Below are 25,192 nucleotides of genomic sequence, written 5' to 3'. Positions count from 1 at the left end.
TCCCACGAGTCAATTAGATTGATACATCATATTCTCATGCCATTGTCCTGTTACTTCTGCTTTATTAACTAACCCGAATGATGGTCAAAGCCGCACCCGCTCCGCCGCCTAACAGCGTTGCTGCTCCTAATAATCCAAACATTTGAAGCGTTATGGTACTGCCTGCTGTCAAAGTAACAATGACATCATTATTAAAGCTTGATACGCTTAGAACTGGAGCCACGGTAGAAGCAAGATTCGCTGTACCATTAATCACCAGACGAGTGCTAAGAAGTAAGGCAGCCGTGATATTGATCTGATAAGTGATATAATATCTGCCTGCATTAACAACTGTGAAGGTATCATTAAGTCCATTGACGGTAATATTAGGGCTAAGGTTTTGTGAGCTCGGGAGAGGTACATTCGTTCCTCCGAGCACAACAGCGATAATTGCACCTGTCGTATTGCCAGCATAACTAGAATCAGCCGTAGGTTCAGCACCGGTGGCTCCTGTGGAACCTGTGGCACCCGTCGCTCCTGTTGCTCCTGCTACCCCTGTCGCACCTGTTACACCTTCAGCTCCCGTTGCTCCTGTGGAGCCCGTTACACCTGTTGCTCCTGCTACCCCTGTCGCACCTGTTGCACCTTCAGCTCCCGTTGCTCCTGCTACTCCTGTCGCACCTGTTACACCTTCAGCTCCTGTTGCTCCTGCTACCCCTGTCGCACCTGTTGCACCTTCAGCTCCTGTTGCTCCTGTGGAGCCCGTTACACCCGTTGCTCCTGCTACCCCTGTCGCACCTGTTACACCTTCAGCTCCTGTTGCACCTGTTACACCATCGGCTCCTGTTGCTCCTGTGGAGCCCGTTACACCCGTTGCTCCTGCTACTCCTGTCGCACCTGTTACACCTTCAGCTCCTGTTGCACCTGTTACACCATCGGCTCCTGTTGCTCCTGTGGAGCCCGTTACACCCGTTGCTCCTGCTACCCCTGTCGCACCTGTTACACCTTCAGCTCCTGTTGCTCCTGTGGAGCCCGTTACACCCGTTGCTCCTGCTACTCCTGTCGCACCTGTTACACCTTCAGCTCCTGTTGCTCCTGTGGAGCCCGTTACACCCGTTGTTCCTGCTACTCCTGTCGCACCTGTTACACCTTCAGCTCCTGTTGCACCTGTGGAGCCCGTTACACCTGTCGCACCTGTAGAGCCCGTTACACCCGTTGCTCCTGCTACCCCTGTCGCACCTGTTGCACCTTCAGCTCCCGTTGCTCCTGTGGAGCCCGTTACACCCGTTGCTCCTGCTACTCCTGTCGCACCTGTTACGCCTTCAGCTCCTGTTGCTCCTGTGGAGCCCGTTACACCTGTTGCTCCTGCTACCCCTGTCGCACCTGTTGCACCTTCAGCTCCTGTTGAGCCTGTTACACCCGTCGTTCCTGGTAATCCAGTCGCCCCGGTCGCACCTGTTTCTCCTGCTCCCGTAGCTCCCGTTGCTCCTGTAGCACCACTCGCCGCAAGCAGCGTGTAATCCGGCGATGTTCCCGGTGTGCCTGTTGGCGGTGCCGTGTTTACGATATACGTGCTTCCATTAAACGTTACGACCTGACTTAATGGATAGCCTGGCGCTGCGAGTGGATCAAATACCACGATTCCGCTTAGTCCGACTCCTGTAGCTCCGGTAGATCCCGGCGTTCCCGGCGTTCCTGTCGCACCTGTTACTCCTACTCCTGTTGCACCGACGGCTCCAGTCGCTCCTGTGGAGCCTGTTACACCCGTTGCTCCATCTGTTCCCGTTGCACCTGTTTCTCCTGCTCCCGTAGCACCCGTTGCTCCTGTAGCACCACTCGCCGCAAGCAGCGTGTAATCCGGCGATGTTCCCGGTGTGCCTGTTGGCGGTGCCGTGTTTACGATATACGTGCTTCCATTAAACGTTACGACCTGACTTAATGGATAGCCTGGCGCTGCGAGTGGATCAAATACCACGATTCCGCTTAGTCCGACTCCTGTAGCTCCGGTAGATCCCGGCGTTCCCGGCGTTCCTGTCGCACCTGTTACTCCTACTCCTGTTGCACCGACGGCTCCAGTCGCTCCTGTGGAGCCTGTTACACCCGTTGCTCCATCTGTTCCCGTTGCACCTGTTTCTCCTGCTCCCGTAGCACCCGTTGCTCCTGTAGCACCACTCGCCGCAAGCAGCGTGTAATCCGGCGATGTTCCCGGTGTGCCTGTTGGCGGTGCCGTGTTTACGATATACGTGCTTCCATTAAACGTTACGACCTGACTTAATGGATAGCCTGGCGCTGCGAGTGGATCAAATACCACGATTCCGCTTAGTCCGACTCCTGTAGCTCCGGTAGATCCCGGCGTTCCCGGCGTTCCTGTCGCACCTGTTACTCCTACTCCTGTTGCACCGACGGCTCCAGTCGCTCCTGTGGAGCCTGTTACACCCGTTGCTCCATCTGTTCCCGTTGCACCTGTTTCTCCTGCTCCCGTAGCACCCGTTGCTCCTGTAGCACCACTCGCCGCAAGCAGCGTGTAATCCGGCGATGTTCCCGGTGTGCCTGTTGGCGGTGCCGTGTTTACGATATACGTGCTTCCATTAAACGTTACGACCTGACTTAATGGATAGCCTGGCGCTGCGAGTGGATCAAATACCACGATTCCGCTTAGTCCGACTCCTGTAGCTCCGGTAGATCCCGGCGTTCCCGGCGTTCCTGTCGCACCTGTTACTCCTACTCCTGTTGCACCGACGGCTCCAGTCGCTCCTGTGGAGCCTGTTACACCCGTTGCTCCATCTGTTCCCGTTGCACCTGTTTCTCCTGCTCCAGTCGCGCCAGTTGCACCTTTAATTCCACTCGCCGCAAGCAGCGTGTAATCCGGCGATGTTCCCGGTGTGCCTGTTGGCGGTGCCGTGTTTACGATATACGTGCTTCCATTAAACGTTACGACCTGACCTAATGGATAGCCTGGCGCTGCGAGTGGATCAAATACCACGATTCCGCTTAGTCCGACTCCTGTAGCTCCGGTAGATCCCGGCGTTCCTGTCGCTCCTGTTACTCCTACTCCTGTTGCACCGACGGCTCCAGTCGCTCCTGTGGAGCCTGTTACACCCGTTGCTCCATCTGTTCCCGTTGCACCCGTTACTCCTGCTCCAATCGCGCCAGTTGCACCTTTAGTTCCACTCGCCGCAAGCAGTGTATAATCTGGCGAAGTTCCCGGTGTGCCTGTTGGCGGAACTGTATTTACGATATAAGTGCTTCCGTTAAACGTCACGACTTGACCAAGAGGATATCCCGTCGCTGCGAGTGAATCAAATACTACTGCTCCGCCTAGACCTACTCCTGTTGCACCGGTAGACCCCGTTATTCCTGTTGCTCCTGTTAATCCCGCTCCTGTTGCACCCGTCCCACCTGTAGCACCACTCGCTGCAAGCAGCGTATAATCTGGCGAAGTACCTGGTGTGCCTGTTGGCGTCGCCGTATTCACCACATAGGTGCTTCCGTTAAACGTTACGACCTGACCTACTGGATACCCTGTTACTGCGAGTGGATCATAATTCACGACGCCGTCTAGACCTACTCCCGTTGCTCCTGTCGGACCGGTTGCACCTGCTACTCCCGCTCCTGTTGCACCAGTTACTCCGCTTGCTGCAAGCAGCGTATAGCCTGGCGAAACACCGGGTGTTCCTACTGGAGAAGACGTATTTACAACATACGCGCTCCCATTAAAGGTAACCACTTGGCCTGCTTGATAGCCAGGTGCTGCGAGTGGATTAAATGCAATAATACCATTTAAGCCTGCTCCTGTAGCTCCCGTGGCACCCGTGCCGCCGCTAGGACCGGCAGCGCCTTGTGCACCTGATGGTCCAACCGCGCCTGCCGCCCCAGGACTGCCCGCAGCTCCCGTTGCCCCAGTTGCTCCTTTTGCGCCTGTTTCTCCATCCGTTCCACGAATACCTCTATGCCCTCTAAAACCTCTAGATCCTCTGTCTCCCTTCGGCCCTCTATACCCTCTCGGACCTCTTACGCACCTTTTCCCCCTTTTACTCGGTTTTGAAGAATGGCCGCCAAGGCATTTCAAAGCACTATTGAGGATTATGATAGAGTCCTTCACATCAACTTTAGCTCTTCTAACTTTATCTCTACGTGTAAGCCTTCTGGCCTTCCGCAGCTCAACAATCGCTAAGTTTAGTTTTCTTAAGCATTTCGACCGTTTATGCGCCAACTCTATACACCTCCATTAAGATCAGATTTTGCATTTTTCTTCCGTTTTTTATGAACAATGCTGCCCATTGAAGCGACTGCTTCATGTATTTGCTGCTCAGCGTGTTTTAAGTGTTTCGTTTTAATTAAATTTCTCGCTGATTCCAATTTGTAAATCGCTTCATTTATTTTCTGCCCTTGAAGCCTTTTGTTCATAGACGTTTTATCACCCTCCGCTATATAGCTTGTAATCCGCTCTAGCTTATAAAGTGTTTATAATAACTAAATCAGTCTATGTCCAAAATGATTTTCGAACACGGTAAATACCTAGCCTTTCAAGCAAAGTACAAGCAAGCGCCCTATATTTATTAAATCAAGGCTTGGACGACTCCGAATTTTTTTAAAAAAAGACCTCTTTGGGCTCACCCCATGCCCATCAAGCTGAGAACCTTCAGTTTGGATTCAAGTGAGGCATTCTCCTATTTTTATAAGTAGTCGTATTGTTTCCTTAAAAATAAACATGCCAAATTAAGCCTAAACGACGAGGCTGTTTTTAAAACGTTAACTATGCAACCTTCTTGGTAGACGTGGCATACTCGTAAACAACACCTAAGATATCAAAGACTGTTTTTTCTCATAGCGGTGGGACCTTCGCCCGTTTTTTTCTAACAGAAGAAACAAACGAGACAGGTTTTTCGATATGGCTTGGGCATTCTTTTGTATGGCTTGATGCAGGATGGGCAAGTAATCCTTGATCATATAAAAGGCTTTGTATTCACTGAGCTCTCTTTTCTTCCGCCATAGAAGTTGCTGCATCTGAAACATCATTGAGGAACAAAGCAAGATACCGATCAACTGACCATAAAGATGACATTGCAAGCGTTCAAGTTTGATCTCTTTACAGTGGTGGATCTGGAAGAATGACTTCCATGTTTTAAAGAGAATCTCAATTTGCCAGCGTAAGGAATACAGGTCATGCAGGTGTATCCCAGGTACCCATTCCATTGGAATATTTGTTATATAAAAGTTCAACGCACTGAGTTTCTTGCTGCGTTCGGAGTACGTAATTCCTTTCTTTTTCTCCCGAATTTCCTGGTCTTTGTCTCTTTTTTTGATCGGGGTTTCCGTTAAGCGATAGACGACAAGCCGCGCAGGTAATTTTTCATACATGCCGATGTAGACATCAGGAATTTCTAACGTTTCCCCTGCTTGTAGACCTTCCATGATGTCTTCCATCTACAAGGGGAGGTATTCCGATTTCTTCATGAGCGTGCCGTCCCGAAAATACTCTGGATTCTCGTTCTTTTGATATACCCGTATGTTGAGTTTTAAGCGTGATATGTTATAGGCCTCTTTCTCATGGATGGTATGTAAATCTTCTAAGCAGAAATATCCTAAGTCCCGAATGAATACATCCTTCTGTTGAATGTCCTGTAAACATGCGGAACCGTAGGTTTTGTCATTTTCCTTTCCGTGACTCGTATGCAGATGAATGAACTACCCACTCTGCAGATCATATTCCAGTTGGATTTTAACGCCAGCGGTATGACTACATACGCCTGTACCCTTATAAGACGCAGCGAAGCTGTCCGGGAGCTGAAAGGTCGTAGAATCGAGAATTCGAATGCGGGAAAAATAGCCAGAATACTCGCTTGGTATCGTTCCGGACGTATAGCGTGTTTGCTTGAGTAAAAGCGAAACGATCCGCTGCAGTAAACGCACAGCAGCTGCGTTAAAACGCTGATTCAGTCCTTCGGGACTCATGAGAATCCCTGTTGTTGCTTCTAATGTACTGCAAAGCTGATTGAGAGAAGTCGTAGCTATTCGTTGACTTACCCATACACACAAGGCGACTAAATCTTGTGCACGATATTTACTGGTTCGTGTGACGAATCCTGCTTCTTTGGCTAGTTGGGTGAGTGCAAGAGGAGATAAATGTCGTTCCAGTTCCTGTGAAAACAAATGAAGATCATCTGAAATACCAAGATGTATCATAAAATGCTATCCTTTCATTAGTTGGTCTACTGAAAAAATAACGTTTTTTGTTTCGGGGAGGTAGTATTTTCCTCCACTTGATAGGCATGGGGCACGGCCACATGCCCATCAAGTGGAGGATTTTCATGTTGGAATCAAGTGAGGAATTCTTCTATTTTCATGGCTTTGTTAAATTCTAATATTGATATTTTACCATAAGAAAACCGCCTTAACTGAAAAGGCGGTTTATTGAACTCCCGTCTTAAAACACCTTTCTATTCATCAACTTCAAATATTGAGTCAATTATGATTGGAAGATTGTCTCTAACGGAAACAGCTCCAAACACTGAACGTGCATGAATGCCCTTATCTCCGAACACGTCCAGCATAAGATCAGTACAACCATTTAACACTTTATGATGTTCTTCAAACTTAGCGTCGGCATTAACAAAACCCTGAATTTTAACCACCCTTTTCACATGATCCAGCGAGTTTAAAGCTGATTTCAGTACAGCTAAAATTTCAATCCCAGTTTGTCGTGCAAACTGATAACCTTCTTCTGTAGTATAGTCCTGACCTAACTTACCTTTCGGGTTTCCAGTGGGCCCTTTACCTGATACGAACAATAATCCGTTTACTTTTACGAAGTTTGCATAATTAGCCGCTGGTTCGCTTGCACTTGGTAAAACGATTCCTAACACTTCTAATCTGCTTGCTATTGTTTGTTCAGTCATTCAAATACCTCCCCTCTTCGGAATGGAAAAATTACACTATAACGTGAGCGGCGGGACTAAGAATAGGCTGCATGCCGGTTTTAACCATGATTGTCTCACTTTATATTCAATCTACAACTTAATTTCCTTCGAACAGGAGCAGCTGCCACGAAGTCTGCTCTCTGGTTATTCAACTCGCTTTATCCTTCCTATTCATGCGAATGCTTTTTGCCGAATGCAGTCCAGTTCACAAGAAATATTCCGATGCCAATGCAAAATCCCCCTAAATAAACATACGTATGTATAGTCTCGTTATGGATGATGAACCCCGAGAGTACACCAAAGAACGGGGCTAAGAACAGATAGGCGCTTGTTTTCCCAGGATCGCCATGACTTAGCAAGTAATACCATGCTGCAAATTGCACAATGGAACCCATAATGGCCAAGTACAATACAACCGACACAGAAGTTAGATTGATCGTAAGCTGCGGCGTTTCCATAACGGCACTCAGCAATAACAGAAGGAGACCGCCGAATAACATTTGATAAGCCGACATCACCCATGTATTGAATTGCGTCCCCCATTTTTTCACCAAAATAGTGGCTACAGCCCACGAAAGCGCAGCTCCCAGCCCCAACCAGGTACCCGTTGTTAATTGCAAATGGGATCCTAGGGATAAGAATACCCCTGCACATCCTATACATACCCCAAGCCACTGGGATATTCGGTATTTCAAGCCGAAGAACCATCTCCCCAAAATTACGACCAGGAGCGGATTAACAAAGGTCAGTATAGAGGTCTCCCCCGACGGAAGGGTACGCATGCTCAGGAAGATACATCCCATAACTCCCGTCGTCTGAAATAGTCCTATTACGAACAATTTAGACCCATCCTGATAGGATATAGGCAGCCGTTTCATCCTGACAAATAAGACCATGATGAATCCCGCAAGCGTAAATCGAATCCCCACAAGCAGCAAGGGCGAGATATAGGATAAACCGATCTTTCCAACCGCAAATGAAGTGCCCATGAGCGAGGTGGCAAGCACAACTAGCAGTCCAAATACATAACGGTTCATGATATTCTCCTCTTTCTACATTTTGTAAGGTTATGGTAGCATGAGAATACTTCGGTGGTCATCGAACCAAACATGTAAGGAGAATAGACTGAAATGAGTACAAAATTGAGGCCGAATATCGTACAGGCAGCTAATCTAATTGGTGATCCGTCACGTCTTGCGATGCTAATTGCTTTGCTTGGAGGAAACGCTATCCCCCGCTTCTTATTTAGCGCATGCTGCCCGAATTTCTCCACAGACTTCCTCTTCACATCTATCCAAGATGGTAGAAGGAGGCCTGCTGATTCATGATTCTTACGGTCGGCATAAGTACTTTCGGCTTGTCAGCCCTGAGGTAGCACTTGCCCCTGGCTATTTCACCACCCAAATCCGTAAGTTCACTCCGCGAATCTGATGAACTTAATACTTTGCGTCATGCTCGGACTTGCTATGATCACTTGGCTGGTAGGATTGGTGTAGACCTAATGGATCGGTTACTTGATTTGAACTATTTAGAGGAACAAGGAAAAGATAAGCGTGGAAGGTAAGGCGACGCTGCAGAATTGAGTGTGGAAGTTCATGCCGATCAACTAGGACTCCACAACTACGATCGGATTAGCAGGGGAGTACTGCACGGTTCTCCAGCTTAGAGACATCGCATGACTCGTAATAATTCCCCGTTCCAGATGAAATCGGATGATCCGCTGGGCACCCTGGAACCAGTGGGCGAATGGAGTCACATCCCATAGAATCTCGACCGTTCCCGTCAATTGAACAATGCTGCCCGAGTCAAAATCCATGAATAACAGCCCTGCCTGCGGGTAACAGACTGCATTCCCAAGCGTATTAAACATCGCATTGCCTCTGTAATCCGGAAACACCAAAGTCCGGTCATCCTCGGCTCTTACGAATCCCGGCATACCCCCGCGGTGGGATACATCCGTACCATACTGAAGATGTTGAGTTGCAATGAAGAAGGTATCCGCTTTATTCACCAGGGTCACCACTTCTTCAGAGAGCGTCTCCAGTGCCTGAGCTACCGGTTCAACGCTCGGTCCTTCTCTTAGGGTCCATTCACGCGCTTGGATGTACTTCGGACAGTTGGAGTAGACTTGCTCTGCCCTAACTTGAAACCCGTTCGGTTGGATCTCCCCAATTCGGCCATTCAAGCGCATGCGGCGCCGGGTGGCGAAGTCGACTGCAATGGCTGCGATCGGATTGGAGGGGTACAGGCAGAGTGAGATGGGGTCCTGGGAATCAGGAAGACCGTTAATAATGGCATGATGAGAGTCTTCTACCTTGATGAATCCGGGGGTTCCGCACCATACAGAAGCCCAAACTGCCCCATCGTCATCTGCTGCGCCAAGTATCAGAAAAGGCTGGCTTTCGAGGAACGTCTTCGCCGCTAGCGGAATCTCACTGTAAATGTTATTTTTGCATGCTGCGATGTCCCTTACACCCGCCCGTTCCTGAACCTGAATTTCGCCCGGATGATAGTGCATCAGAAGAAACCGCAAGCTTTCCCTTCCGTCGCCGTGTGCGCGTGGCAGCCCACACCCTGCAGCGCATAAATCTCCAACCGGATCCCGTCCGGGTCTTCGAAGAAGATCCCGCCGGAGTCTCCGCCCTCCGTATGAGCAACCATCCCATCATAGATGAAGGGAACTCCATTCGCTCTCAATTTTTCCTCATATCCTTTAATGGTATCAACCGAATCCACTTCAAAGGCCAGATGATGCAGACCCGGCAGCCGTGGGGAGAAGCTTCCTTCGCTTTGCTGCCATAAGGTGACCAGATTCTTCTGATCATCGCCTAGCAGTGCGAATTTTCTTCCGGGTTCCTCCGATAGATTCCGCAGTGTAAAGCCGAATACCTCCGTATAGAATCGAACCGATCTCCCTATTTCCGATACATTCAAACCAATGTGTCCCAATCTCATTCCCCCATCCCCTAACCACCAAAAATATATTACAGGCATTACAATATACGATATTATATAACTTGTAAATAGCTAATTTAGCGGTTAGAATTAAAACAGGAGCACAGAGAAGGAGTTGAATCAACCATAGATAAGCCCGCATTTGTTTTTGTAGGCAATCACTTTACAACTGATTTTGTGAACACCCGCAAGAATGTCAAAGGAATCCGGACAGAGCTCATCGAGTCTTGGGGTCATCTGATGAGCTGGCTGGAGCAGGCCGACAGACGTAAATGGGTGATAAGTGATCGAGAGGAGCTTACCCCTGACGAGCAGGACACCATCATTCAAAAGATCCTGATCATCCGCAGCCGGATTGAACAGGCATTTACCCAAATCATTCAGGAACAATCCATTCCGGCCTCGATCGTCACTTTTCTCAATCAAGAGTTGGCGCGTTACCGCAGTTATTATCAAATCGAGGCAGGCGATCAGGAACGTCCATTCACCACTGTCAGAAACTACGAGATCACGCAGCTGCCCGCCTTGTTCCTGGAAGAAGCCTGCCTCTTCTTCACGACATTCAAACTGGCTAATCTCAAGAAGTGTGAGAATCATGCCTGCATCCTGTTCTTCTACGATAGCAGCCGCAATCAGCAGCGCCGCTGGTGCAGCATGGACAAGTGCGGGAATCGCGTCAAAGTAAATCAGCACTACCACCGCAAGAAAAACCAGGAATAAAAAAAGAGGGAATGACTTAAAAGTAGAAGAACCTACTTCCAAGACATCCCCTCTCCACCGTTACAATCCGTAAATTTCCTCCGCAGCTTCTGGACCGAAGATTCGCCGTCTTTACCGGGCTTCATACAAATAGAATGGTATTCCTTTTTGCATGTTGAGTCTCAAGGAACGTTAGCCAATCTGCTAATGTGATAGGGACTACCCCAATACGAAAAAAGCTATCCTTTATTTAAGAAAAATAGCTTTTTTTCGTTTTGGGGGTGTATTAATTTCTTAGCTTTGTGGCTATGTGGGCTCACCCCAACAAGGTCTGCAAACAGCTTCTATTCCTTCTCAAGCCAATCAGCATCACGATCTCTTATTTCCAAAAGAAGCGGCAGCTGTTCAAAAAAAGCATCTACCACCTGAGGGTCAAAATGCCGTCCCCGTTCTTCTTTGATCAGTCCCAAAATGCGATCCATCCCCCAAGCCTCTTTATACATCCTTGCGCTGCTTAAAGCATCAAATACATCTGCCAGCGCAGTAATTCGCCCATACAGATGAATAGCCTCACCCTTTAGTCCTTGCGGATATCCGGTACCGTCCCACTTTTCATGATGCTGCCAAGCCACGATCGCCGCAGCCTGCAGCAGCGGTCTCTTGGAGTTGTGCAATAATCGGTAACCGATAATGGCATGCTCCTTAATCTGCTCATACTCTTCTGCCGTTAGCTTTCCTGGTTTTTTCAACACAGCATCCGGAATAGCTACTTTGCCGATATCATGCATTGGAGATGCGCTGCGCAGCATGTCTGCTTCAGAATCACTCATGCCTAGTCCTTTTGCCAAAACATATGAATATTGAGCAACCCGTTTTACATGATTGCCCGTTTCTTGCGAGCGACCTTCACCGATTTTTCCCATTGCCAAAATAATCTCTTTTTGCGTCTCTATTATTTCCTCATACAGCATGATGGACTCAAGCGACTTGCCTGAGTAAGATGCAGCAAGCGATAAGTATTCCATATCTTTCACCGAGAATATCTGCTTCTCTGTTAATTTGTTTATGGCTTGATAGGCACCGATTACTTCTCCTTGATTATTGTGAAAAGGGATCGTCATAATCGATTTCGTCCGATAACCGGTCTTTAAGTCGTTATCCGGGTTATGCCTTGGATCTTCATAGGCGTCATCTATAAAAATAGATTGTCCCGTGCTTATAGCACTTCCTACCAGCCCGCTGCCGTAAGGAATCCGTATCTCGCAAGCCCCGTGAGCTACCGCTGTAAAAAGCTCATTGCGAGCAGCATCAATCAACCAGACGGTGCACCGATCTGCAACGACCATCTCTCTACCCATATTGGCCATTAAGATAAGGACAGCATCCAGCTTCTTTTCATTCGCTATTTTAGCTGTATATTCAAAAATCACCTTAAGCATTTGTTCAGGCGACAAATCCAATCGAAACGATTGCGGTTCATTTTGGAATTCAAGCATTCGAACAATCCTCCAGCCGATCAAACTCGTTATCCTTACCTCTATTCGCCTTTACAAGCTTTTTATCCTCTTGTTTCCACAATAAAAGCGCAGTTATTCGACAAAAAAATACAATAGTCTTACACTAAAATGGTTAATCTTGCTTCACCTAAAGCACCCATGCTATAATCAATGTTGCTGCGCGTCCGTAGCTCATCCGGATAGAGCAAACGTTTCCTAAACGTTAGGTGGGAGGTTCGAGCCCTCTCGGGCGCGCCATTTCTTTCACGAATATATAAAGCTTATTGCTAATGCCAGCAATAAGCTTTTTTTGTTTTCATCTACACCGCACCAATTAGACTAGTGTCGAATAATTTTTATAAGACACCTGATCACGATACATTGACTACGGAACGTTTGTTCGCATATAATGTGCATGAGGTGATTTACAAATGGCCATGCCGTTGTCCAAAGTAAACAATTCATACCTGTACCATCCACCTGCTCACGATGAGATACAGCTTCTTCACAAAGCTATTATCCTTCCTCTAGCTCTCGTTATTGTTGAACGAAATAGACGCGAGCTTGAGAGAAAAGCGCGAACTTTACGATCTATTTTTACTAGGGCAGCAGACATTATGATTGCAAAAATGAAAACAGATTTAACAACAAATACACAGCAGCTCCTTCAGAAAAGCATTACTCTGTGCATGTATAAAAACACTGCTGAACAGATCAGCTATTGCTATAATTGCCGCGGTTTTGAAGACCAGATTGCTTATTCGCATGCCTACATACGTAATGAGATAAATAAGTGTATTTCAACTTATAGTGCTGAGATTTTCACTAAATAAGTATCCCTCGATGATCAAAAAAACAGACGATTCTCTTAAAGCTTCTTAAGAAGTCTCACTATTGAAGTGAGGCTCTTTTCTCTACTCGTAATTTCGTCATACAACGCTATAATCTTCCATTCCAATCTGCTATACTACAAATAGTTTCATATCGTTCTACAAAACATACAGTTTTAACCAAAAGATATTGTCGAAAAAACAGCTTTTTATTATGCATTGAGGAGGCAGTTCATATGGGAATTAATTTAAATCCGCCAGGAAGACCATCCAACATTCTTGGAGGCCAAGGCGGCATTCAACAGGGCGGTATTCAGCAAGGCGGTATCCAACAAGGGGGTATTCAGGGCGGATCAACAAATAACGCTTTTGGCGCAGCTCCCGCTCCTCAGGCCAGTCCTAATGGTGGGCTTATCCTTACCAAAGGACAGAAGCTGGATTTGACCAAAAATAATGCAGGGCTTGATTTATTGAAAATCGGACTTGGATGGGACACAAATAACCTGCAAGGCCAGAGCTATGACCTAGATGCAGAGGTGTTTATGCTGAATCAGACAAACACGGTTTCTTCCACTAGTCATATCGTTTTCTACAACAATCTCGTGAGCCCCGATGGATCAACACGCTATAAGGGTGATAACCGTGACGGACAAGGCAGCGGTGACGATGAGACGGTTGAAATTCAATTATCCAGAGTAGCTTTGGATATCCAAAAAATCGTATTTACCGTTACAATTGATGAAGCTATTCGCAAAAACCAAAACTTTGGACAAGTTTCCAATGCATATATCCGTGTCGTGAACCAAGCAAACGGAGCCGAGATCTGCCGATTTGATCTATCCGAGGACTATTCCACCTCAATCTCCATCCTAGCTGGCGAAGTATATCGCCACGGCAATGAATGGAAATTTAATGCTGTTGGAACAGGCTTGTCGCTTGATCTAGCGGGCATATGTGCGCATTACGGGGCAATGTAACAGCTTACTTGTTAATGAAGCAGCTATAATTTCATTTTATATATTATATGGAGGTTACCCCGCATGCCGTTTCAATTCCAGGTCGAACGGGAATTATTTTTGAAAGCAGAAGGACAAGGCCAGTTTTTTGCCAAAAAAGGATCGATGGTTGCTGATCAAGCCTATAACAAGAAATTCAAATATTCTAAGCGGTTGTTAGGAACGAATTCCGGAAATGTTATCGGACAAGTGATCAACCATGGTATGCGTAAAGTAACGGGAGAAAACTTAGAGATTATGGAAGTCGAAGGACAAGGCATCGTATATCTCGCGGATGAGAACTCTCATGTTACAATCATTAATTTAGAGCAAGGCGGACCATGGCAAAGCGTAAGTGTTGAGAGTGAAGATCTGCTCGCATTTACGGACACTTGTCATTATGGCGTTACCATCATTGGAACGGGTGTCCTCTCCCAGCGCGGCTTGTTTACATCCAAACTTACTTACAACGGACAGGGCGCACAGGTTGCCGTAAAAACCAAAGGCAATCCACTGGTTTTGCAAGGCCCTTGCCGTGTAGATCCTGATGCCATCGTTGCTTGGACAGGTCCTTCCCCAAGTGTGAAGATCGATGTCAACTGGAAAACGCTTATTGGCCAAACCTCCGGGGAATCTTATATGTACGAATTCAGTGACCCTAATCAGGTTGTTATTATACAGCCATTTGAACGTGAGAGCGGCGTGAAATTCGGTATGGATGACAACCGTTACCAACCGCAAACGCAGAGCAGCGCATTCAACAACACCTTTGGCGGCAGCCAAGGAGGACATGACAGCAACAGTGGGCTTGGTGGAATTATCGGCAAGTTTCTGAAATAAACATCGTATAATGATATAAGCCTTGCCGTATCGTTCGGCAGGGCTGTTTTCTTTGAAAACCAGCTGCTCTCCCATGGATAGATGCCTTTTTGCTTGAAAGCATGTAACCGGGATCGCTTTTGCTGCGTACAAGGATAAACAGAAAACAAAAACTGCCCCATAGAATAATTTAAATATAGAAATAGGAGGAAAATAAAATGAAAGCTGCAGGTACACTTTTACTAGTCACTGCTATTATTGAAGGCATCTTAGGAATCCCCTTGCTGGGTGGCACCCTAGTCATGTTATCTGGATACACGCTATTATTTGCAACGCTCATTCTTCATATTGTAACGCTTGTTCTTTGCTCGCAGCATAATAAGCCAGTCGTAGGCAGCATTTTGGGGATCATTACATCTGTATTAGCATGGATACCTATTCTCGGCATGATCATGCATCTTACTACAGCCCTATTCCTGTTCATTGGCGTTTCCAAAAACAATCAGCAGAATTACCCTACCCGTCCACCCGCTCCAGGCAGCTTCTAATCAAGAGGGCTATCCTACTGTAGATATTCTACAATTGGGTAGCCCTTTTTTTATCTTGATGGCTCGCGATTTAGTAAGCTGATCATATTTTTTCTCCGATTGACGCTTAGCAGCAATCCCATGACCATTAATTCGATAATGGCTGTTGTACCTCCATACGATATGAATGGCAACGTCATGCTATTTATAGGCAGCAGCCCAAACGACATCAGAATGTTCCAGACGAAATGAAAACCAATAATTGAAAATGAGCCAACGACCAAACCTCTAGCATATATATCCTTGAGTGTTATTGCCATGCCAATCACTTTAACAATCAGTAATAAGGCTAGCAGCACTATAGCAATACCAAAAACCAAACCAAGACTGTAGATCAAATAAGTAAAGACCATTTCACTATAAATATAGCGAAACATTCGGTTCTCAACGCCAAATCCTTGTCCCCACATCCCTCCCAATCGAATAGATTCCAAGGATTTCTGGAGATAATAGTTTTTATCATCAGGGGAAGCAGTAGGATTTAGAAATGCGGTGTATCGTTCCCATATGGATCTATAGCGAACTGGATCATTTATTTTTATAATAAACACCGTTCCTGCTGTTAGGATTGAACCCACACTGGTTATAAACAGCTTGTACGTTTTTGCAACAAACAGCATTAATACGGTCAGTCCAAATAAATATATAATAAAATTAAGATTGGAGTTTGCTGTGTAATACAGTATAGCGGGCACGATCGCATATAAAAGCGCCATTTTTCCGAAGTAAAGTGAATTTCTGAATAGTCCCTGCTTCTCCTTACGCTTAACAAGCAGCGTCCCTGCAAAAGCAATCATAAATAAATAAGGAGAAGTGCCGTATACATCAAAGGTAAAAGACCCGATTGTGAGCCAGCTTTTCGAACCATTGACTTCGACTGCATAAAAAAGGCAGACTACCATTAGAAAAATCGTACCGCTATAAATGTACCACGAATACTTTTCCCATTTTCGATAGTCCAAAAAATAAATACCAATGATGAACATAATGCCAATCGCTGTGAAAACTGCCTTCTTAAGAAAAAATTGAAACCCGTTATAAACATTTAGATCACTATAAGCGAATTCCATTGCATACATAGCAAGCAGGCCAATACCTACCATTATTGCGACAAGTGCGGCTAATCCCCATTCCATAACCGGCTTATGTGCTGCATGAAGCTGCTTGCCGATCTGATCAGGATCACCCATCTGGACGAGAGCAGCACGAACCGCCTCATCCTCTGATAACCCTTCGTTTAGCTTATCCTCCACCAGCTCGTCCAGATGGTTCTGCATTTCAACCTTGATATCACGATGCACATCTCTTGCTTTTACATGTCTGCAAACCTGCACTAAGTATTCCTGAATCGACTCATACTGAACAGGCTTGTTATTCATGCATGGCCCTCCCCGATTACACGGTCTACCGTCGTCCGAAACAACGTCCACTCCTGCTTCTTCTCCTCCAGCTGCCCTCTTCCACGCGCTGTGATGCGATAATATTTCCGTTTGCGGCTACCATCCTCATTCCAGTACGATTCAACCAACTGCTCCACCTCAAGCGTATGTAAGATCGGATATAGCGTCCCTTCTTTAAAAGTAAACACACCGCTAGAGCTTTTTTCAATTTCTTTGGTCATTTCATAGCCATACATTTCCTTACGGTCAAGCAGTGTCAAAATAAGAATAACGGTACTGCCTTTCATAAGCTCTTTATTAATTTTCATAACGTCCTCCTGTTTATGTATCGCATTTCTATGCATCGATTATCTATGTATAAGTATATAGTTGACCATCACCGATTACAACATCATTTTAGGAATGGATTCCCATAATAGCTAATCGGTGATATATTTATGCATATCTTATCGCTGCGTTAACGTATAAGTACATAAGTCACATTAATCGGCGGTTTTCAATTTAAGGGAGGCAATACACAATGAATCAATCTTTCGGACTTCATAAGGAAGAAAAAACGTACGGCATGCTTTGCCATCTGCTTGCTTTTAGCGGTGTAATTATTCCGCTCGGCAACATTCTTGGACCACTCATCATTTGGCTTCTGAAGAAGGATCAATCCAGCTATGTGGATATGCATGGCAAGGAATCACTCAATTTTCAGATCAGCAATATGATTTATTCCATTATTTCCGGTTTGCTCATTTTTGTTCTCATCGGATTTATTACTACACCGCTATTGTTTATTTTCTGGATTGCATTTACTATCATCGGGTCTATGCGTGCTTCAGAGGGCAATGGCTATCGCTATCCTCTAACCATTCGTTTCTTCAAATAAAACATAGAACCGCCGGGACGCAAAACGTTCCGGCGGTTCTATTATTTAGGAAGCTGCGAGCTATATTTTTTCCTCATCACATGCAAGCGGTCCAATTGGTCAAACGCCTGCTGCCCGCGCCGCTTTGTAACAGCTACTGACAATGCATCAAGAAGCGCAACTGGCGCTGCCATCGAATGAAAGCCCTCCAGTTCCCCCCGATCAACCTGCAGCACGAGATCGCTCTGCTCCAGCATATCGGATACGAACAGATCCGTAATCAGTATTGTAGTGTAGCCTGCCTCTTTGGCATGCTCAAGCAGCACCGTTAATTCAGGTGAGCGCCTGACAAAGCCGAACATAAGCAGCACATCGCTGGAATCAGCATGAACAAGCGTTTCAAGCAGCTCGCTGCCACTCCCCGCCATACCTTCGATTTGCACATTTACTCGGTTCAGACGAAATCGGATGAGCTCGTTCAAGCTAGCTGTTGCTCCCGTTCCAAATACATACACTTTTCTAGCCTTATGAATGGCCTCCACCGCTTGATGAAACTGCTCACGGTCTACACGCTTTGAAGTAACCTCTACGTTAGCTGCTGCAATCTCCAGCATTTCACTTACAATATCAGCCTCTTCATGATCTACCTTATTCAATATTTTCTTCATCTTATGGGCAGGCGTCGCATGCTCGCTTTGCAGCAGCGTTTTCTTAAATGCCTTCAAATTAGCAAACCCAATCGTCCGCCAAAACCGCGATACCGTCGCCGTACTGACACCTACAGCCATCGCAATATCTTCCTCTGTACAATAAGGAATCTGCTGCAGTGCGCCCACCACGTAATTAGCAATGGATTGGTGGCTTTTTGACATATTATCCAAGTCCATATCCAAATGAAAAGCCGTCATCTTTGATTCCTCCTGCATGTACCAACATAGCAGCATATTTTCTAAACGAAGTATATCACCTTTTGATCAAAAATGATAATTTTATTTCATTTTTATTTTTATGTAATTTATTTTACGTAATCGAAATAATTTGTTGATGATCTGATAACATTCGATCTCTATATTGTAGAAGAATTCGTTTTGAATCGAGGCATTCGAGACGCATTCCGCCTCAAAAACAAATTAGGAGGAATCACAATGGTTACAGCGCCTAAGCGCCGTTATGAGCTAACGCAATCACAGAAGCTTATGGTATTCATTTTATCGATGTCCTTGTACGGTATTTCCAATATGTTCTCCGAGCTTATTCCTGAGCTAAAGCTTGGTCCCATTGAGCTGAAGGTCGAATACTTCGCTTTTATCCCATTAACGCTCTGTATTCTATTTAATCCGCTTTATGCTGCACTTGGCGCATCCTTCGGCGAGGTTATATTCGGGGAACTGCTGCTTGGACAATTCGGCGGACTCGGAGAATTGGAAAAATTCATAGAATTTACGATTGCCATGTACATAGCTGGCCTGCTCGTAAGCGATCCACGAAATCGTAAACAACTCGCACTCGCTTCGTTCGTTGCAGTAGGTATTGACCAGATGCTTGGGGCGATTGTCGACATCAGCAAGGTTTGGTTTGGGATCGAAGAGCTCGAAGCTGTTCCAGGCATTCCCGAAAGCATATTGCTTATCGAAGGCGTAGGTTTCCTTAACGCCATGCTCATAACCGGCATCTTTTTCTCCCTGCTGCCTACTTTATTTCTCGTACCGCGTCTATATGGAAAAATCGAACCGCTTCTCGGCATAAAACCACGCGACAGCAGAGTTTCTATATCATTCGGACAGCTAATAACACCGCGGCTGCTCATTACCGCTATTATATTTGTTTTTATTGGGATCGTTGCAGAATTTTTGTCTGAGTCTGATATTAACTTTGCTGTATGGGAGCCAGAATTTATTGAGCAATATGGCAGTGGGTTCATCTGGATTAGTGCTGCTGCAGCCGCATTAGTGCTCATATTGACACTCATTGCAGCATTTCGTGCCAAATCCAAATCTGCGCGCAAGACGGAGGATGTTAAGCTTTGAGACCTTCAGCCTTCCAAACCAACCAGCAGGGGCCGCAGCAGGCGGTTCCCATCATTAAGCTGCAGGACATTCAATTTCAATATCCAGGAGCGGAAAATAAGGCACTCCATAACATTCAGCTTCTTGTCCAACCCGGCGAGTTCATCGCTATAGCAGGAACGAATGGCAGTGGCAAGTCAACGCTTTGCAAATGTTTAAACGGCCTAATTCCAAACTATTATGTTGGCGATTTAGACGGCTCCATTGAAGTTGCAGGGCTAATAGCTGCCGAGGAAACGGTATCCTCTTTGTCACGCAAAGTCGCTTATGTGTTTCAGGATTTTGAGAACCAGCTCGTTCGGCCGACCGTCTATGACGAAACCTGCTTTGCTCCACTTAATTATGGCTTTAGCGATTACCGTGAACGCGGACTTCGAGCTTTGTCCATGCTTGGCATTGATCATTTGAAGGATCAGTGGATTTGGCAGTTAAGCGGTGGACAAAAGCATCTTACGGCGCTGGCTGGCGCTTTATCCCTCGATCCAGAAATTATTATTATCGATGAGCCTGTCGCGCAGCTAGATCCCTTTCATGCTAGACTCATCTACGACAAACTTAAGCTGCTGAATGAAAAGCATGACAAAACAATCATCGTCATTGAGCACCATACCGAGTTTATTGCAGACTATTGCAATAGGGTCGTACTTATGGATAGCGGCACAATACGCTGGGTGAAGCCTGTCCATGAGGCGTTATCTGCGGTTGATGAGCTTGCTGAACTGCATATATTACCGCCGCAGGTTACGCTTGCTGTTTGTGAATTGGAAGCTGCTACAGGAAAAGCAAGTAGTCGGTCTTCATCACAATACCCGATCACCATCGATGAAGCAGTCGCTTATTTTGAGAAGATGCTTAAACCGTCATTCACGCTTTCAGCTGACCTTACGGATAAGCTTATTTCTAATAATGAACATACTAAGCAGCCCCTTGCTACGTTTGCCAATGTCTCCTATAGCTACAAAACAATTGCAAGAACGATGCATCCCGTCATTCGGAACATGAGCATCAGCTTTTATGAAGGCGATCGTATTGCTCTTGTCGGCAATAATGGCGCTGGCAAATCAACGCTGCTCAAGCTCCTTTCGGGCATTCGGCGCCCTACAGAAGGACACTTAACCGTATGCGGGCATATTACGAAGCAATCTTCACCTGAACTGCTGTCTGATTTTGTCTCCTATATTTATCAAAATCCAGAGGAGATGTTTATTGAAGATTCCGTCCGCAAGGATGTTGAATATTTTCTAAAAGCCCGTGCAATTGCTGATTATCACCCTTTTGTTGATGAAATTCTGGAGAGGCTGCGGCTAACCGCCCTGCAAGATCGAGATGGCAGACTGCTCAGCGGCGGACAGCAGCGCAGAGCGACATTAGCGATCGGACTCGCCATGCGTCCCACTGTCATGCTGCTGGATGAACCGACAGCCAGCCTTGATGCAGCGAGCCGCCGTGAAATGACTGAAATGCTGGCGCAGCTACAGGATCATGTAAAAACGACCATCATAGCGACACATGATATGCAGCTGGTTGCCGAATGGGCAAACCGCGTTATCGTTATGCATGATGGCTGCGTCGCACTTGATACAGATGAACGCTCGTTATTCAGCCATGTTGCCATTCTCAAACAAACAGGTCTCATTGCGCCGCAAATCGCTTTGCTTAGTCAAAGACTGGGTTTCGAGCCGCCTTGCCTATCTGTCAATGAATTCACCACGCGGCTTATCAAAAATATAAATCCGTCAAACCCATTTGAGCAGGAGGAGATTACGGTTGGAAGCAATTAAACAAAGCATGCTCGACAAGCTAAGCGTAGAACAAATTAAAATTGAGCTGATGCGTACCGCTTTCGGCAGACAATCGACCTTTCTGTCGCGCTTTGATCCGCGTATCCTCCTGATTTGGTATTCTTTTTTCGCCATAGCGCCTTGGTTCTTTCATAATAAAGCCATTCTGCTTGGCTTGCTTATTCCAATGCTTGTCCTTACTTTATCTTCAAAGGTAAGTCCACTTGTTCTACTTATTATGGGCGTCGGCCTGGTAAGTGAGATTAGTTATATTTTTTTCGGCTCCATCTTCTTCGGAGAAAGTCTAGCGGGCGTATGGCCGTTATTGACCTTAACATTAAAAATACTAATCATCTCGCTGGCCAGCATTGCCGTGTTCTCCAGCATGGATCCCGAGAAGCTGAGTGACGCCCTGCTTAGTATGGGGATGCCTGGACAATTCAGCTTTGGTGTGTCCTACGGCTATAGGATGCTTCCGATTCTAATTGAGGAGTACCATAACCTTATTCACTCATTCCGATTGCGCGGCCGCGCTCCCCGCAATAAGGGTTTTCTTCACTGGCGTTCAATTATATACATGGCGAAGATTAGCGTTTATGCCTTTTATCCGCTCATTCTGAATACAGCTAAGCGAACGAGAACGACGGTCGAAGCATTGGAGGTGCGCGGCTTTACCTATTCGCTTGTCAGCCCTGAGACGAAGAAGCTTAAGCTTGCGCATATGCAGGTTCGACCGCATGATTTTATTTTCTTAAGCTGCTCCCTGTTCTATATGATCGGGCTGGTTGCTTTTGGACAATTCATTTCCTTTTAAAACTACATAATTGAATGGAGATAACACACTAATGATGAGCATCGATTTGCATACACATGGCAAACTGTCAAAGAAAACACATTTTTCACTCGACTACTTCCTTTCCATGGCTCGCGAAGCCAAAGAAAACGGTCTGCACGCGGTGGCGTTGACCGAGCATTTTAACACGCTTCACTTTGCCGACATGATGGATCAGCTGGATCATCATTTTGAATATAAAGGTGATTATTATGTCGTGGAGGGCTTGAAGGTTTTCTCTGGCATGGAGGTTGATGTAGCGAATAAAGGCCATATTCTAATCATTGGAAACCGCAGCCATATTCGTGATCTGAGGCAGCAGCTTGAACCCCATACCGCAAAAGATAGCTTTATCGCTTTAGAAGAGCTGATGAACCGCACCGACGGCTATCCCTTGCTTCGAATTGGTGCTCATCCCATGAGAGAAAGCACGCCGCTCACTCACCATGATGCTGACACACTCAGACGCCTCGATGCGCTTGATATAAATGCAAAAGATTTATTCCAATATGGTTTCGGCATGGCTGATCAGGTTCGACAGTTCGCAGATCATCTTGGCTTAAAGGTCATTGCAGGAAGCGACTCACATCAGCCTCTGCAGTTCGGCAGCGTTGTTAATCATGTAGATAACGTTTGCGAAACAGCCGAACAACTGCGCAGCGAGCTGCTGAGTGGCAATTATCAGCTTGAAATTTCCGCTTGCTTGAATGTTAAAGTAAAAGCTGCTCAAATGATGAAAGAGCTTCTAAAAAAATCGATGGTTGTCGCTTTATAAGATAAAAAAGCAGCTCCTGACACTCAGGAGCTGCTTCATTTTCAATCTATTACATACCAACTGGCAATTGGAACATCTGTGTCAGTTCGTCCAGTGTAATCGCATCCGTCGGAATTTCACCTTCGAACTTCGCATCTTTATTAATCTCGGAGTAAGTAACATCATAATGAAGGCCAAGCTTCATCTTCTGGCCGCTCTCTTTGTCAGAGCCTTCAATGCTTACCTTACCCGATTGGTAAGCAAGATACCCATCTGTGATGGCGCCCGTTACTTTCAGAGTATTCACTTTAACATCATTTTTAAATGTGGTTAGAATCTCTGCTTTATTCGTCTCAAGATCCGACTTCATCTTCTCGATGTCCGCCTTATCAAGCTGAAGAGTCTTTAATGATGCTTCATTAGCAAGCAATACATTTAGCACCTCAGGCAGCACTTGGTTAACGATGGTTTCTACTGTTTTTGGATAGTTGCTTTCATTAATCTCAAAGGCGATGATTTGATCTGCTTTCATATCAGCAGGCAGGCCAGCTGCCTCAGCCTTAGGCTGGCTGAAGTATGTTTTCTCGTCAAAATGCTTAAGCATTACTTCTCCGAGTTCCTTGCCTAACTTTTGTTGTGCAGCAAGATCCAGCTTAGCCGTGCCTTCTTTCTCAGCAAGCTCCTTTAGATCAATTTTAATAAATTTACTTGTAATCGTCTCCGGCAATGGCAGCATCGGAACTTGCGGTATTTTCACATACAGCGCTTCCTCAGTCATAATCATGGGTACCGTTAACTTCATCTCCATGTCGCCTGGGACTACGATTTGCATATTCATATCGGTACGCATCGGTTTTTTCTTATATACAGCATCAACTGTAATGGTTGCATCTTTAATCATGCCTACGATTGCTGCTGTAGCAGCTGCGTTGCCTTCCAAAGTTGCCGTTTGTGGAACTTCCAATTCATCCAAGCCAAATGACATTTTTACTGCATATGAGTCCGCTTCATTAATTTTCGTCATAGCCGCCTGCAAAGCTTCCTTCGGTGGTTTTGCCGAGCTGCAGCCTGCGATAACAACCAAAATAACGGCTAACATAAGAACCGCTATTTTTTGAACATTCTTCATGTAGTATGTTCCTCCCTATCTTTTTGTGAGCACCTCCATTCTATACTAAAATAACTTCATTTAGAAGTTATATCCAAAAAATCCCGTTTCAGCGTACTGAAACGGGACGTTTGAACTAGCTTTTAACAGCACATTGATCTATCCTTGCGGGTTATGATGATCCACATGATTACGCTGCTTTGTTTTCTTAGATCCAGAAAGCGGCTCTTGCTGCCCGCCCCCGTCATTACGCTTCCGATTATTTTGCGGATTGCTTTCCGGCACCGGAATGCTGTCTGGCTTCGACATTTGGATTCCTCCTATTTAGATCTCATCGGCTTCGAGGGAAGCGTTAATTTTTTTGATGTTCTAAATCTGTTGGATGATCATGGTTCATGTCATCCTGATTGCTTCGATCGTTCTTATCCTGCTGCAATTGCTGAGCTTGATGGCTGTTAACCGCCTCAACCTCCAAAGCTTCTACCACATTAGATAAGTTTTTATCAGCCGTTCCTTGTGCCTTCGTCATAAGCAGCTCTCTCCTCTAAGCATGCGTCAAGCGTTGGAGCGCTTGAGCACATTCATGCAGATGTCTAGTGTAATTTTGGATCAGCTCTTGAATGATGTCTCCACGCTCATCGATGGATACCTTGTCTTTCTCCACATCGATAAGCTCAACCTTCACTTCACGGCTATCTACATAAGTAACTTTAAAATCAAACGAATACATTTGATGTCCGGCTGTATCGATCGTTACGCGCAGCGCTTTGGAATCTGACTCATCAGGCAGCACTCTGCTGCGGTCAGCGTCTTTTAGCGTCTCTGGCAAGGTTTGACGCCAAGCATCTGCCAAGTTTTCTTGATTCATTTGCAGTTCATCTGATTTACCCATTAAATGAAGCACCTCCACATCGTATAACATGCGAAATGCGGCATTATTTTATACGAGGGGATAGAATGAAAAAAAAGCCCAAACGCTTAGCGTCTGGGCTTGTCATGTACATTTTTAAAAATATGGAGGAGAGAGTGGGACTCGAACCCACGTGGGCTTGCGCCCTAACAGTTTTCAAGACTGCCCCGTTATGACCGCTTCGGTATCTCTCCATCGTTCATTT

General features: G+C 45.9%; 25 protein-coding genes, 2 tRNA genes and 1 pseudogene. 12 read left to right on the top strand and 16 right to left on the bottom strand.

Translation table 11 applies throughout. The annotated features are described in order from the left end of the window. Positions 1–64: 64 nt before the first annotated feature. The 5 genes and pseudogenes from MHH56_RS00650 to MHH56_RS00630 all read right to left on the bottom strand — a co-directional run bounded on the left by MHH56_RS00650 (position 65) and on the right by MHH56_RS00630 (position 7,936). A complete protein-coding gene (locus tag MHH56_RS00650) occupies positions 65–4,192 on the bottom strand; it encodes a collagen-like protein (RefSeq protein ID WP_339205947.1) in 4,128 nt (1,375 codons plus the stop codon). Between the two features lie 2 nt (positions 4,193–4,194). After that, on the bottom strand, positions 4,195–4,386 hold the full coding sequence (locus MHH56_RS00645) for a hypothetical protein (protein WP_339205946.1): 192 nt from the start codon (positions 4,384–4,386) through the stop codon (positions 4,195–4,197). Positions 4,387–4,735: 349 nt separating this feature from the next. After that, a pseudogene (locus MHH56_RS00640) lies at positions 4,736–6,162 on the bottom strand (IS4 family transposase). A 257-nt stretch (positions 6,163–6,419) separates the two neighbouring features. Beyond that, positions 6,420–6,878 carry a RidA family protein gene (locus MHH56_RS00635; protein WP_339205944.1) on the bottom strand — a complete coding sequence of 153 codons (459 nt, stop codon included), beginning with the start codon at positions 6,876–6,878 and terminating at the stop codon, positions 6,420–6,422. A gap of 188 nt (positions 6,879–7,066) precedes the next feature. Continuing rightward, positions 7,067–7,936 carry a DMT family transporter gene (locus MHH56_RS00630; RefSeq protein ID WP_339205943.1) on the bottom strand — a complete coding sequence of 290 codons (870 nt, stop codon included), beginning with the start codon at positions 7,934–7,936 and terminating at the stop codon, positions 7,067–7,069. A 93-nt stretch (positions 7,937–8,029) separates the two neighbouring features. Here MHH56_RS00630 and MHH56_RS00625 point away from each other — a divergent pair, with 93 nt between their 5' ends. Then, positions 8,030–8,227: a hypothetical protein gene (locus MHH56_RS00625; RefSeq protein ID WP_339205942.1), complete on the top strand. Its 198-nt coding sequence runs from the start codon at positions 8,030–8,032 to the stop codon at positions 8,225–8,227. A 278-nt stretch (positions 8,228–8,505) separates the two neighbouring features. Here the strand turns inward: MHH56_RS00625 and MHH56_RS00620 are convergent, their stop codons facing one another. Together MHH56_RS00620 and MHH56_RS00615 are read right to left on the bottom strand one after the other, a co-directional pair. Further along, the gene (locus MHH56_RS00620) at positions 8,506–9,090 is read right to left on the bottom strand and encodes a pyridoxamine 5'-phosphate oxidase family protein (RefSeq protein WP_339205940.1); all 585 of its coding nucleotides are present in this window, start codon (positions 9,088–9,090) and stop codon (positions 8,506–8,508) included. Between the two features lie 326 nt (positions 9,091–9,416). Next, positions 9,417–9,854: a VOC family protein gene (locus tag MHH56_RS00615; protein ID WP_339205939.1), complete on the bottom strand. Its 438-nt coding sequence runs from the start codon at positions 9,852–9,854 to the stop codon at positions 9,417–9,419. Positions 9,855–9,980: 126 nt separating this feature from the next. Here MHH56_RS00615 and MHH56_RS00610 point away from each other — a divergent pair, with 126 nt between their 5' ends. Continuing rightward, a complete protein-coding gene (locus tag MHH56_RS00610; RefSeq protein ID WP_327204934.1) occupies positions 9,981–10,574 on the top strand; it encodes a CGNR zinc finger domain-containing protein in 594 nt (197 codons plus the stop codon). A 323-nt stretch (positions 10,575–10,897) separates the two neighbouring features. Here the strand turns inward: MHH56_RS00610 and MHH56_RS00605 are convergent, their stop codons facing one another. Next, a complete protein-coding gene (locus MHH56_RS00605; RefSeq protein ID WP_339205938.1) occupies positions 10,898–12,049 on the bottom strand; it encodes an HD domain-containing phosphohydrolase in 1,152 nt (383 codons plus the stop codon). 181 nt (positions 12,050–12,230) lie between these two features. Here MHH56_RS00605 and MHH56_RS00600 point away from each other — a divergent pair. The 5 genes from MHH56_RS00600 to MHH56_RS00580 all read left to right on the top strand — a co-directional run bounded on the left by MHH56_RS00600 (position 12,231) and on the right by MHH56_RS00580 (position 15,241). Beyond that, positions 12,231–12,307: transfer RNA gene (locus tag MHH56_RS00600), tRNA-Arg, on the top strand. Positions 12,308–12,480: 173 nt separating this feature from the next. Beyond that, positions 12,481–12,882, top strand: a complete 402-nt coding sequence (locus MHH56_RS00595) for a hypothetical protein (RefSeq protein WP_339205937.1) — start codon at positions 12,481–12,483, stop codon at positions 12,880–12,882. A gap of 410 nt (positions 12,883–13,292) precedes the next feature. Then, positions 13,293–13,856: a TerD family protein gene (locus MHH56_RS00590; RefSeq protein ID WP_256711106.1), complete on the top strand. Its 564-nt coding sequence runs from the start codon at positions 13,293–13,295 to the stop codon at positions 13,854–13,856. Between the two features lie 63 nt (positions 13,857–13,919). Continuing rightward, on the top strand, positions 13,920–14,714 hold the full coding sequence (locus tag MHH56_RS00585; protein WP_076271771.1) for an AIM24 family protein: 795 nt from the start codon (positions 13,920–13,922) through the stop codon (positions 14,712–14,714). A 197-nt stretch (positions 14,715–14,911) separates the two neighbouring features. Further along, positions 14,912–15,241 carry a hypothetical protein gene (locus tag MHH56_RS00580; RefSeq protein WP_076271770.1) on the top strand — a complete coding sequence of 110 codons (330 nt, stop codon included), beginning with the start codon at positions 14,912–14,914 and terminating at the stop codon, positions 15,239–15,241. Positions 15,242–15,291: 50 nt separating this feature from the next. On the opposite strand, the gene MHH56_RS00575 is transcribed toward MHH56_RS00580, so the two are convergent. Together MHH56_RS00575 and MHH56_RS00570 are read right to left on the bottom strand one after the other, a co-directional pair. Further along, complete coding sequence (locus MHH56_RS00575; RefSeq protein ID WP_339205936.1) at positions 15,292–16,659, bottom strand: FtsW/RodA/SpoVE family cell cycle protein; 1,368 nt, start codon at positions 16,657–16,659, stop codon at positions 15,292–15,294. Beyond that, positions 16,656–16,988 carry a PadR family transcriptional regulator gene (locus tag MHH56_RS00570; RefSeq protein WP_339205935.1) on the bottom strand — a complete coding sequence of 111 codons (333 nt, stop codon included), beginning with the start codon at positions 16,986–16,988 and terminating at the stop codon, positions 16,656–16,658. The genes MHH56_RS00575 and MHH56_RS00570 overlap by 4 nt, the downstream gene beginning before the upstream one ends. A gap of 212 nt (positions 16,989–17,200) precedes the next feature. On the opposite strand from MHH56_RS00570, the gene MHH56_RS00565 reads away from it, so the two are divergent. Further along, a complete protein-coding gene (locus MHH56_RS00565) occupies positions 17,201–17,557 on the top strand; it encodes a DUF4870 domain-containing protein (RefSeq protein WP_339205934.1) in 357 nt (118 codons plus the stop codon). A 41-nt stretch (positions 17,558–17,598) separates the two neighbouring features. Here the strand turns inward: MHH56_RS00565 and MHH56_RS00560 are convergent, their stop codons facing one another. Further along, the gene (locus tag MHH56_RS00560; protein WP_339205933.1) at positions 17,599–18,444 is read right to left on the bottom strand and encodes a MurR/RpiR family transcriptional regulator; all 846 of its coding nucleotides are present in this window, start codon (positions 18,442–18,444) and stop codon (positions 17,599–17,601) included. A 237-nt stretch (positions 18,445–18,681) separates the two neighbouring features. Here MHH56_RS00560 and MHH56_RS00555 point away from each other — a divergent pair, with 237 nt between their 5' ends. From MHH56_RS00555 to MHH56_RS00540, 4 genes are read left to right on the top strand one after another with little or no spacing between them, the layout of a single operon-like run. Further along, positions 18,682–19,563: a cell division protein FtsQ gene (locus MHH56_RS00555; protein ID WP_339205931.1), complete on the top strand. Its 882-nt coding sequence runs from the start codon at positions 18,682–18,684 to the stop codon at positions 19,561–19,563. Continuing rightward, positions 19,560–21,383 carry an ATP-binding cassette domain-containing protein gene (locus tag MHH56_RS00550; RefSeq protein ID WP_339205930.1) on the top strand — a complete coding sequence of 608 codons (1,824 nt, stop codon included), beginning with the start codon at positions 19,560–19,562 and terminating at the stop codon, positions 21,381–21,383. The genes MHH56_RS00555 and MHH56_RS00550 overlap by 4 nt, the downstream gene beginning before the upstream one ends. Then, positions 21,370–22,197, top strand: a complete 828-nt coding sequence (locus tag MHH56_RS00545; RefSeq protein WP_339205928.1) for an energy-coupling factor transporter transmembrane component T — start codon at positions 21,370–21,372, stop codon at positions 22,195–22,197. The genes MHH56_RS00550 and MHH56_RS00545 overlap by 14 nt, the downstream gene beginning before the upstream one ends. Before the next feature lie 31 nt (positions 22,198–22,228). Then, a complete protein-coding gene (locus MHH56_RS00540) occupies positions 22,229–22,990 on the top strand; it encodes a PHP-associated domain-containing protein (RefSeq protein ID WP_339205927.1) in 762 nt (253 codons plus the stop codon). A gap of 49 nt (positions 22,991–23,039) precedes the next feature. Here the strand turns inward: MHH56_RS00540 and MHH56_RS00535 are convergent, their stop codons facing one another. The 5 genes from MHH56_RS00535 to MHH56_RS00515 all read right to left on the bottom strand — a co-directional run bounded on the left by MHH56_RS00535 (position 23,040) and on the right by MHH56_RS00515 (position 25,181). Continuing rightward, complete coding sequence (locus MHH56_RS00535) at positions 23,040–24,098, bottom strand: hypothetical protein (protein WP_339205926.1); 1,059 nt, start codon at positions 24,096–24,098, stop codon at positions 23,040–23,042. Positions 24,099–24,236: 138 nt separating this feature from the next. Then, the gene (locus tag MHH56_RS00530) at positions 24,237–24,386 is read right to left on the bottom strand and encodes a small acid-soluble spore protein P (RefSeq protein WP_076271763.1); all 150 of its coding nucleotides are present in this window, start codon (positions 24,384–24,386) and stop codon (positions 24,237–24,239) included. Between the two features lie 43 nt (positions 24,387–24,429). Then, entirely contained in the window at positions 24,430–24,606 is a 177-nt protein-coding gene (locus MHH56_RS00525; RefSeq protein WP_339205924.1) for a hypothetical protein, read from the bottom strand. Positions 24,607–24,621: 15 nt separating this feature from the next. Next, positions 24,622–24,969 (bottom strand): hypothetical protein, encoded by a 348-nt coding sequence (locus MHH56_RS00520; RefSeq protein ID WP_083682741.1) that lies wholly within the window; start codon positions 24,967–24,969, stop codon positions 24,622–24,624. 123 nt (positions 24,970–25,092) lie between these two features. Next, positions 25,093–25,181, bottom strand: a tRNA-Ser gene (locus MHH56_RS00515). Between the last annotated feature and the right edge of the window lie 11 nt (positions 25,182–25,192).

This window comes from Paenibacillus sp. FSL K6-3182 (assembly GCF_037976325.1).
GTDB lineage: Bacteria > Bacillota > Bacilli > Paenibacillales > Paenibacillaceae > Pristimantibacillus.
The sequence above is the reverse complement of the archived record's forward strand: the minus strand, read 5'-3'. Positions and strand labels throughout refer to the sequence as shown.

Excerpts from the sequence above, each read along its gene's own strand:
- MHH56_RS00530 (WP_076271763.1), bottom strand. The coding sequence starts at position 24,386 with ATGTCGAAGCCAGACAGCATTCCGGTGCCGGAAAGCAATCCGCAAAAT.
- MHH56_RS00525 (WP_339205924.1), bottom strand. The coding sequence starts at position 24,606 with ATGACGAAGGCACAAGGAACGGCTGATAAAAACTTATCTAATGTGGTA.
- MHH56_RS00620 (WP_339205940.1), bottom strand. The coding sequence starts at position 9,090 with ATGCGCTTGAATGGCCGAATTGGGGAGATCCAACCGAACGGGTTTCAA.
- MHH56_RS00635 (WP_339205944.1), bottom strand. The coding sequence starts at position 6,878 with ATGACTGAACAAACAATAGCAAGCAGATTAGAAGTGTTAGGAATCGTT.
- MHH56_RS00615 (WP_339205939.1), bottom strand. The coding sequence starts at position 9,854 with ATGAGATTGGGACACATTGGTTTGAATGTATCGGAAATAGGGAGATCG.
- MHH56_RS00630 (WP_339205943.1), bottom strand. The coding sequence starts at position 7,936 with ATGAACCGTTATGTATTTGGACTGCTAGTTGTGCTTGCCACCTCGCTC.
- MHH56_RS00595 (WP_339205937.1), top strand. The coding sequence starts at position 12,481 with ATGGCCATGCCGTTGTCCAAAGTAAACAATTCATACCTGTACCATCCA.
- MHH56_RS00560 (WP_339205933.1), bottom strand. The coding sequence starts at position 18,444 with ATGACGGCTTTTCATTTGGATATGGACTTGGATAATATGTCAAAAAGC.
- MHH56_RS00580 (WP_076271770.1), top strand. The coding sequence starts at position 14,912 with ATGAAAGCTGCAGGTACACTTTTACTAGTCACTGCTATTATTGAAGGC.
- MHH56_RS00540 (WP_339205927.1), top strand. The coding sequence starts at position 22,229 with ATGATGAGCATCGATTTGCATACACATGGCAAACTGTCAAAGAAAACA.
- MHH56_RS00555 (WP_339205931.1), top strand. The coding sequence starts at position 18,682 with ATGGTTACAGCGCCTAAGCGCCGTTATGAGCTAACGCAATCACAGAAG.
- MHH56_RS00575 (WP_339205936.1), bottom strand. The coding sequence starts at position 16,659 with ATGAATAACAAGCCTGTTCAGTATGAGTCGATTCAGGAATACTTAGTG.
- MHH56_RS00565 (WP_339205934.1), top strand. The coding sequence starts at position 17,201 with ATGAATCAATCTTTCGGACTTCATAAGGAAGAAAAAACGTACGGCATG.
- MHH56_RS00520 (WP_083682741.1), bottom strand. The coding sequence starts at position 24,969 with ATGGGTAAATCAGATGAACTGCAAATGAATCAAGAAAACTTGGCAGAT.
- MHH56_RS00645 (WP_339205946.1), bottom strand. The coding sequence starts at position 4,386 with ATGAACAAAAGGCTTCAAGGGCAGAAAATAAATGAAGCGATTTACAAA.
- MHH56_RS00585 (WP_076271771.1), top strand. The coding sequence starts at position 13,920 with ATGCCGTTTCAATTCCAGGTCGAACGGGAATTATTTTTGAAAGCAGAA.
- MHH56_RS00570 (WP_339205935.1), bottom strand. The coding sequence starts at position 16,988 with ATGAAAATTAATAAAGAGCTTATGAAAGGCAGTACCGTTATTCTTATT.
- MHH56_RS00605 (WP_339205938.1), bottom strand. The coding sequence starts at position 12,049 with ATGCTTGAATTCCAAAATGAACCGCAATCGTTTCGATTGGATTTGTCG.
- MHH56_RS00625 (WP_339205942.1), top strand. The coding sequence starts at position 8,030 with ATGAGTACAAAATTGAGGCCGAATATCGTACAGGCAGCTAATCTAATT.
- MHH56_RS00535 (WP_339205926.1), bottom strand. The coding sequence starts at position 24,098 with ATGAAGAATGTTCAAAAAATAGCGGTTCTTATGTTAGCCGTTATTTTG.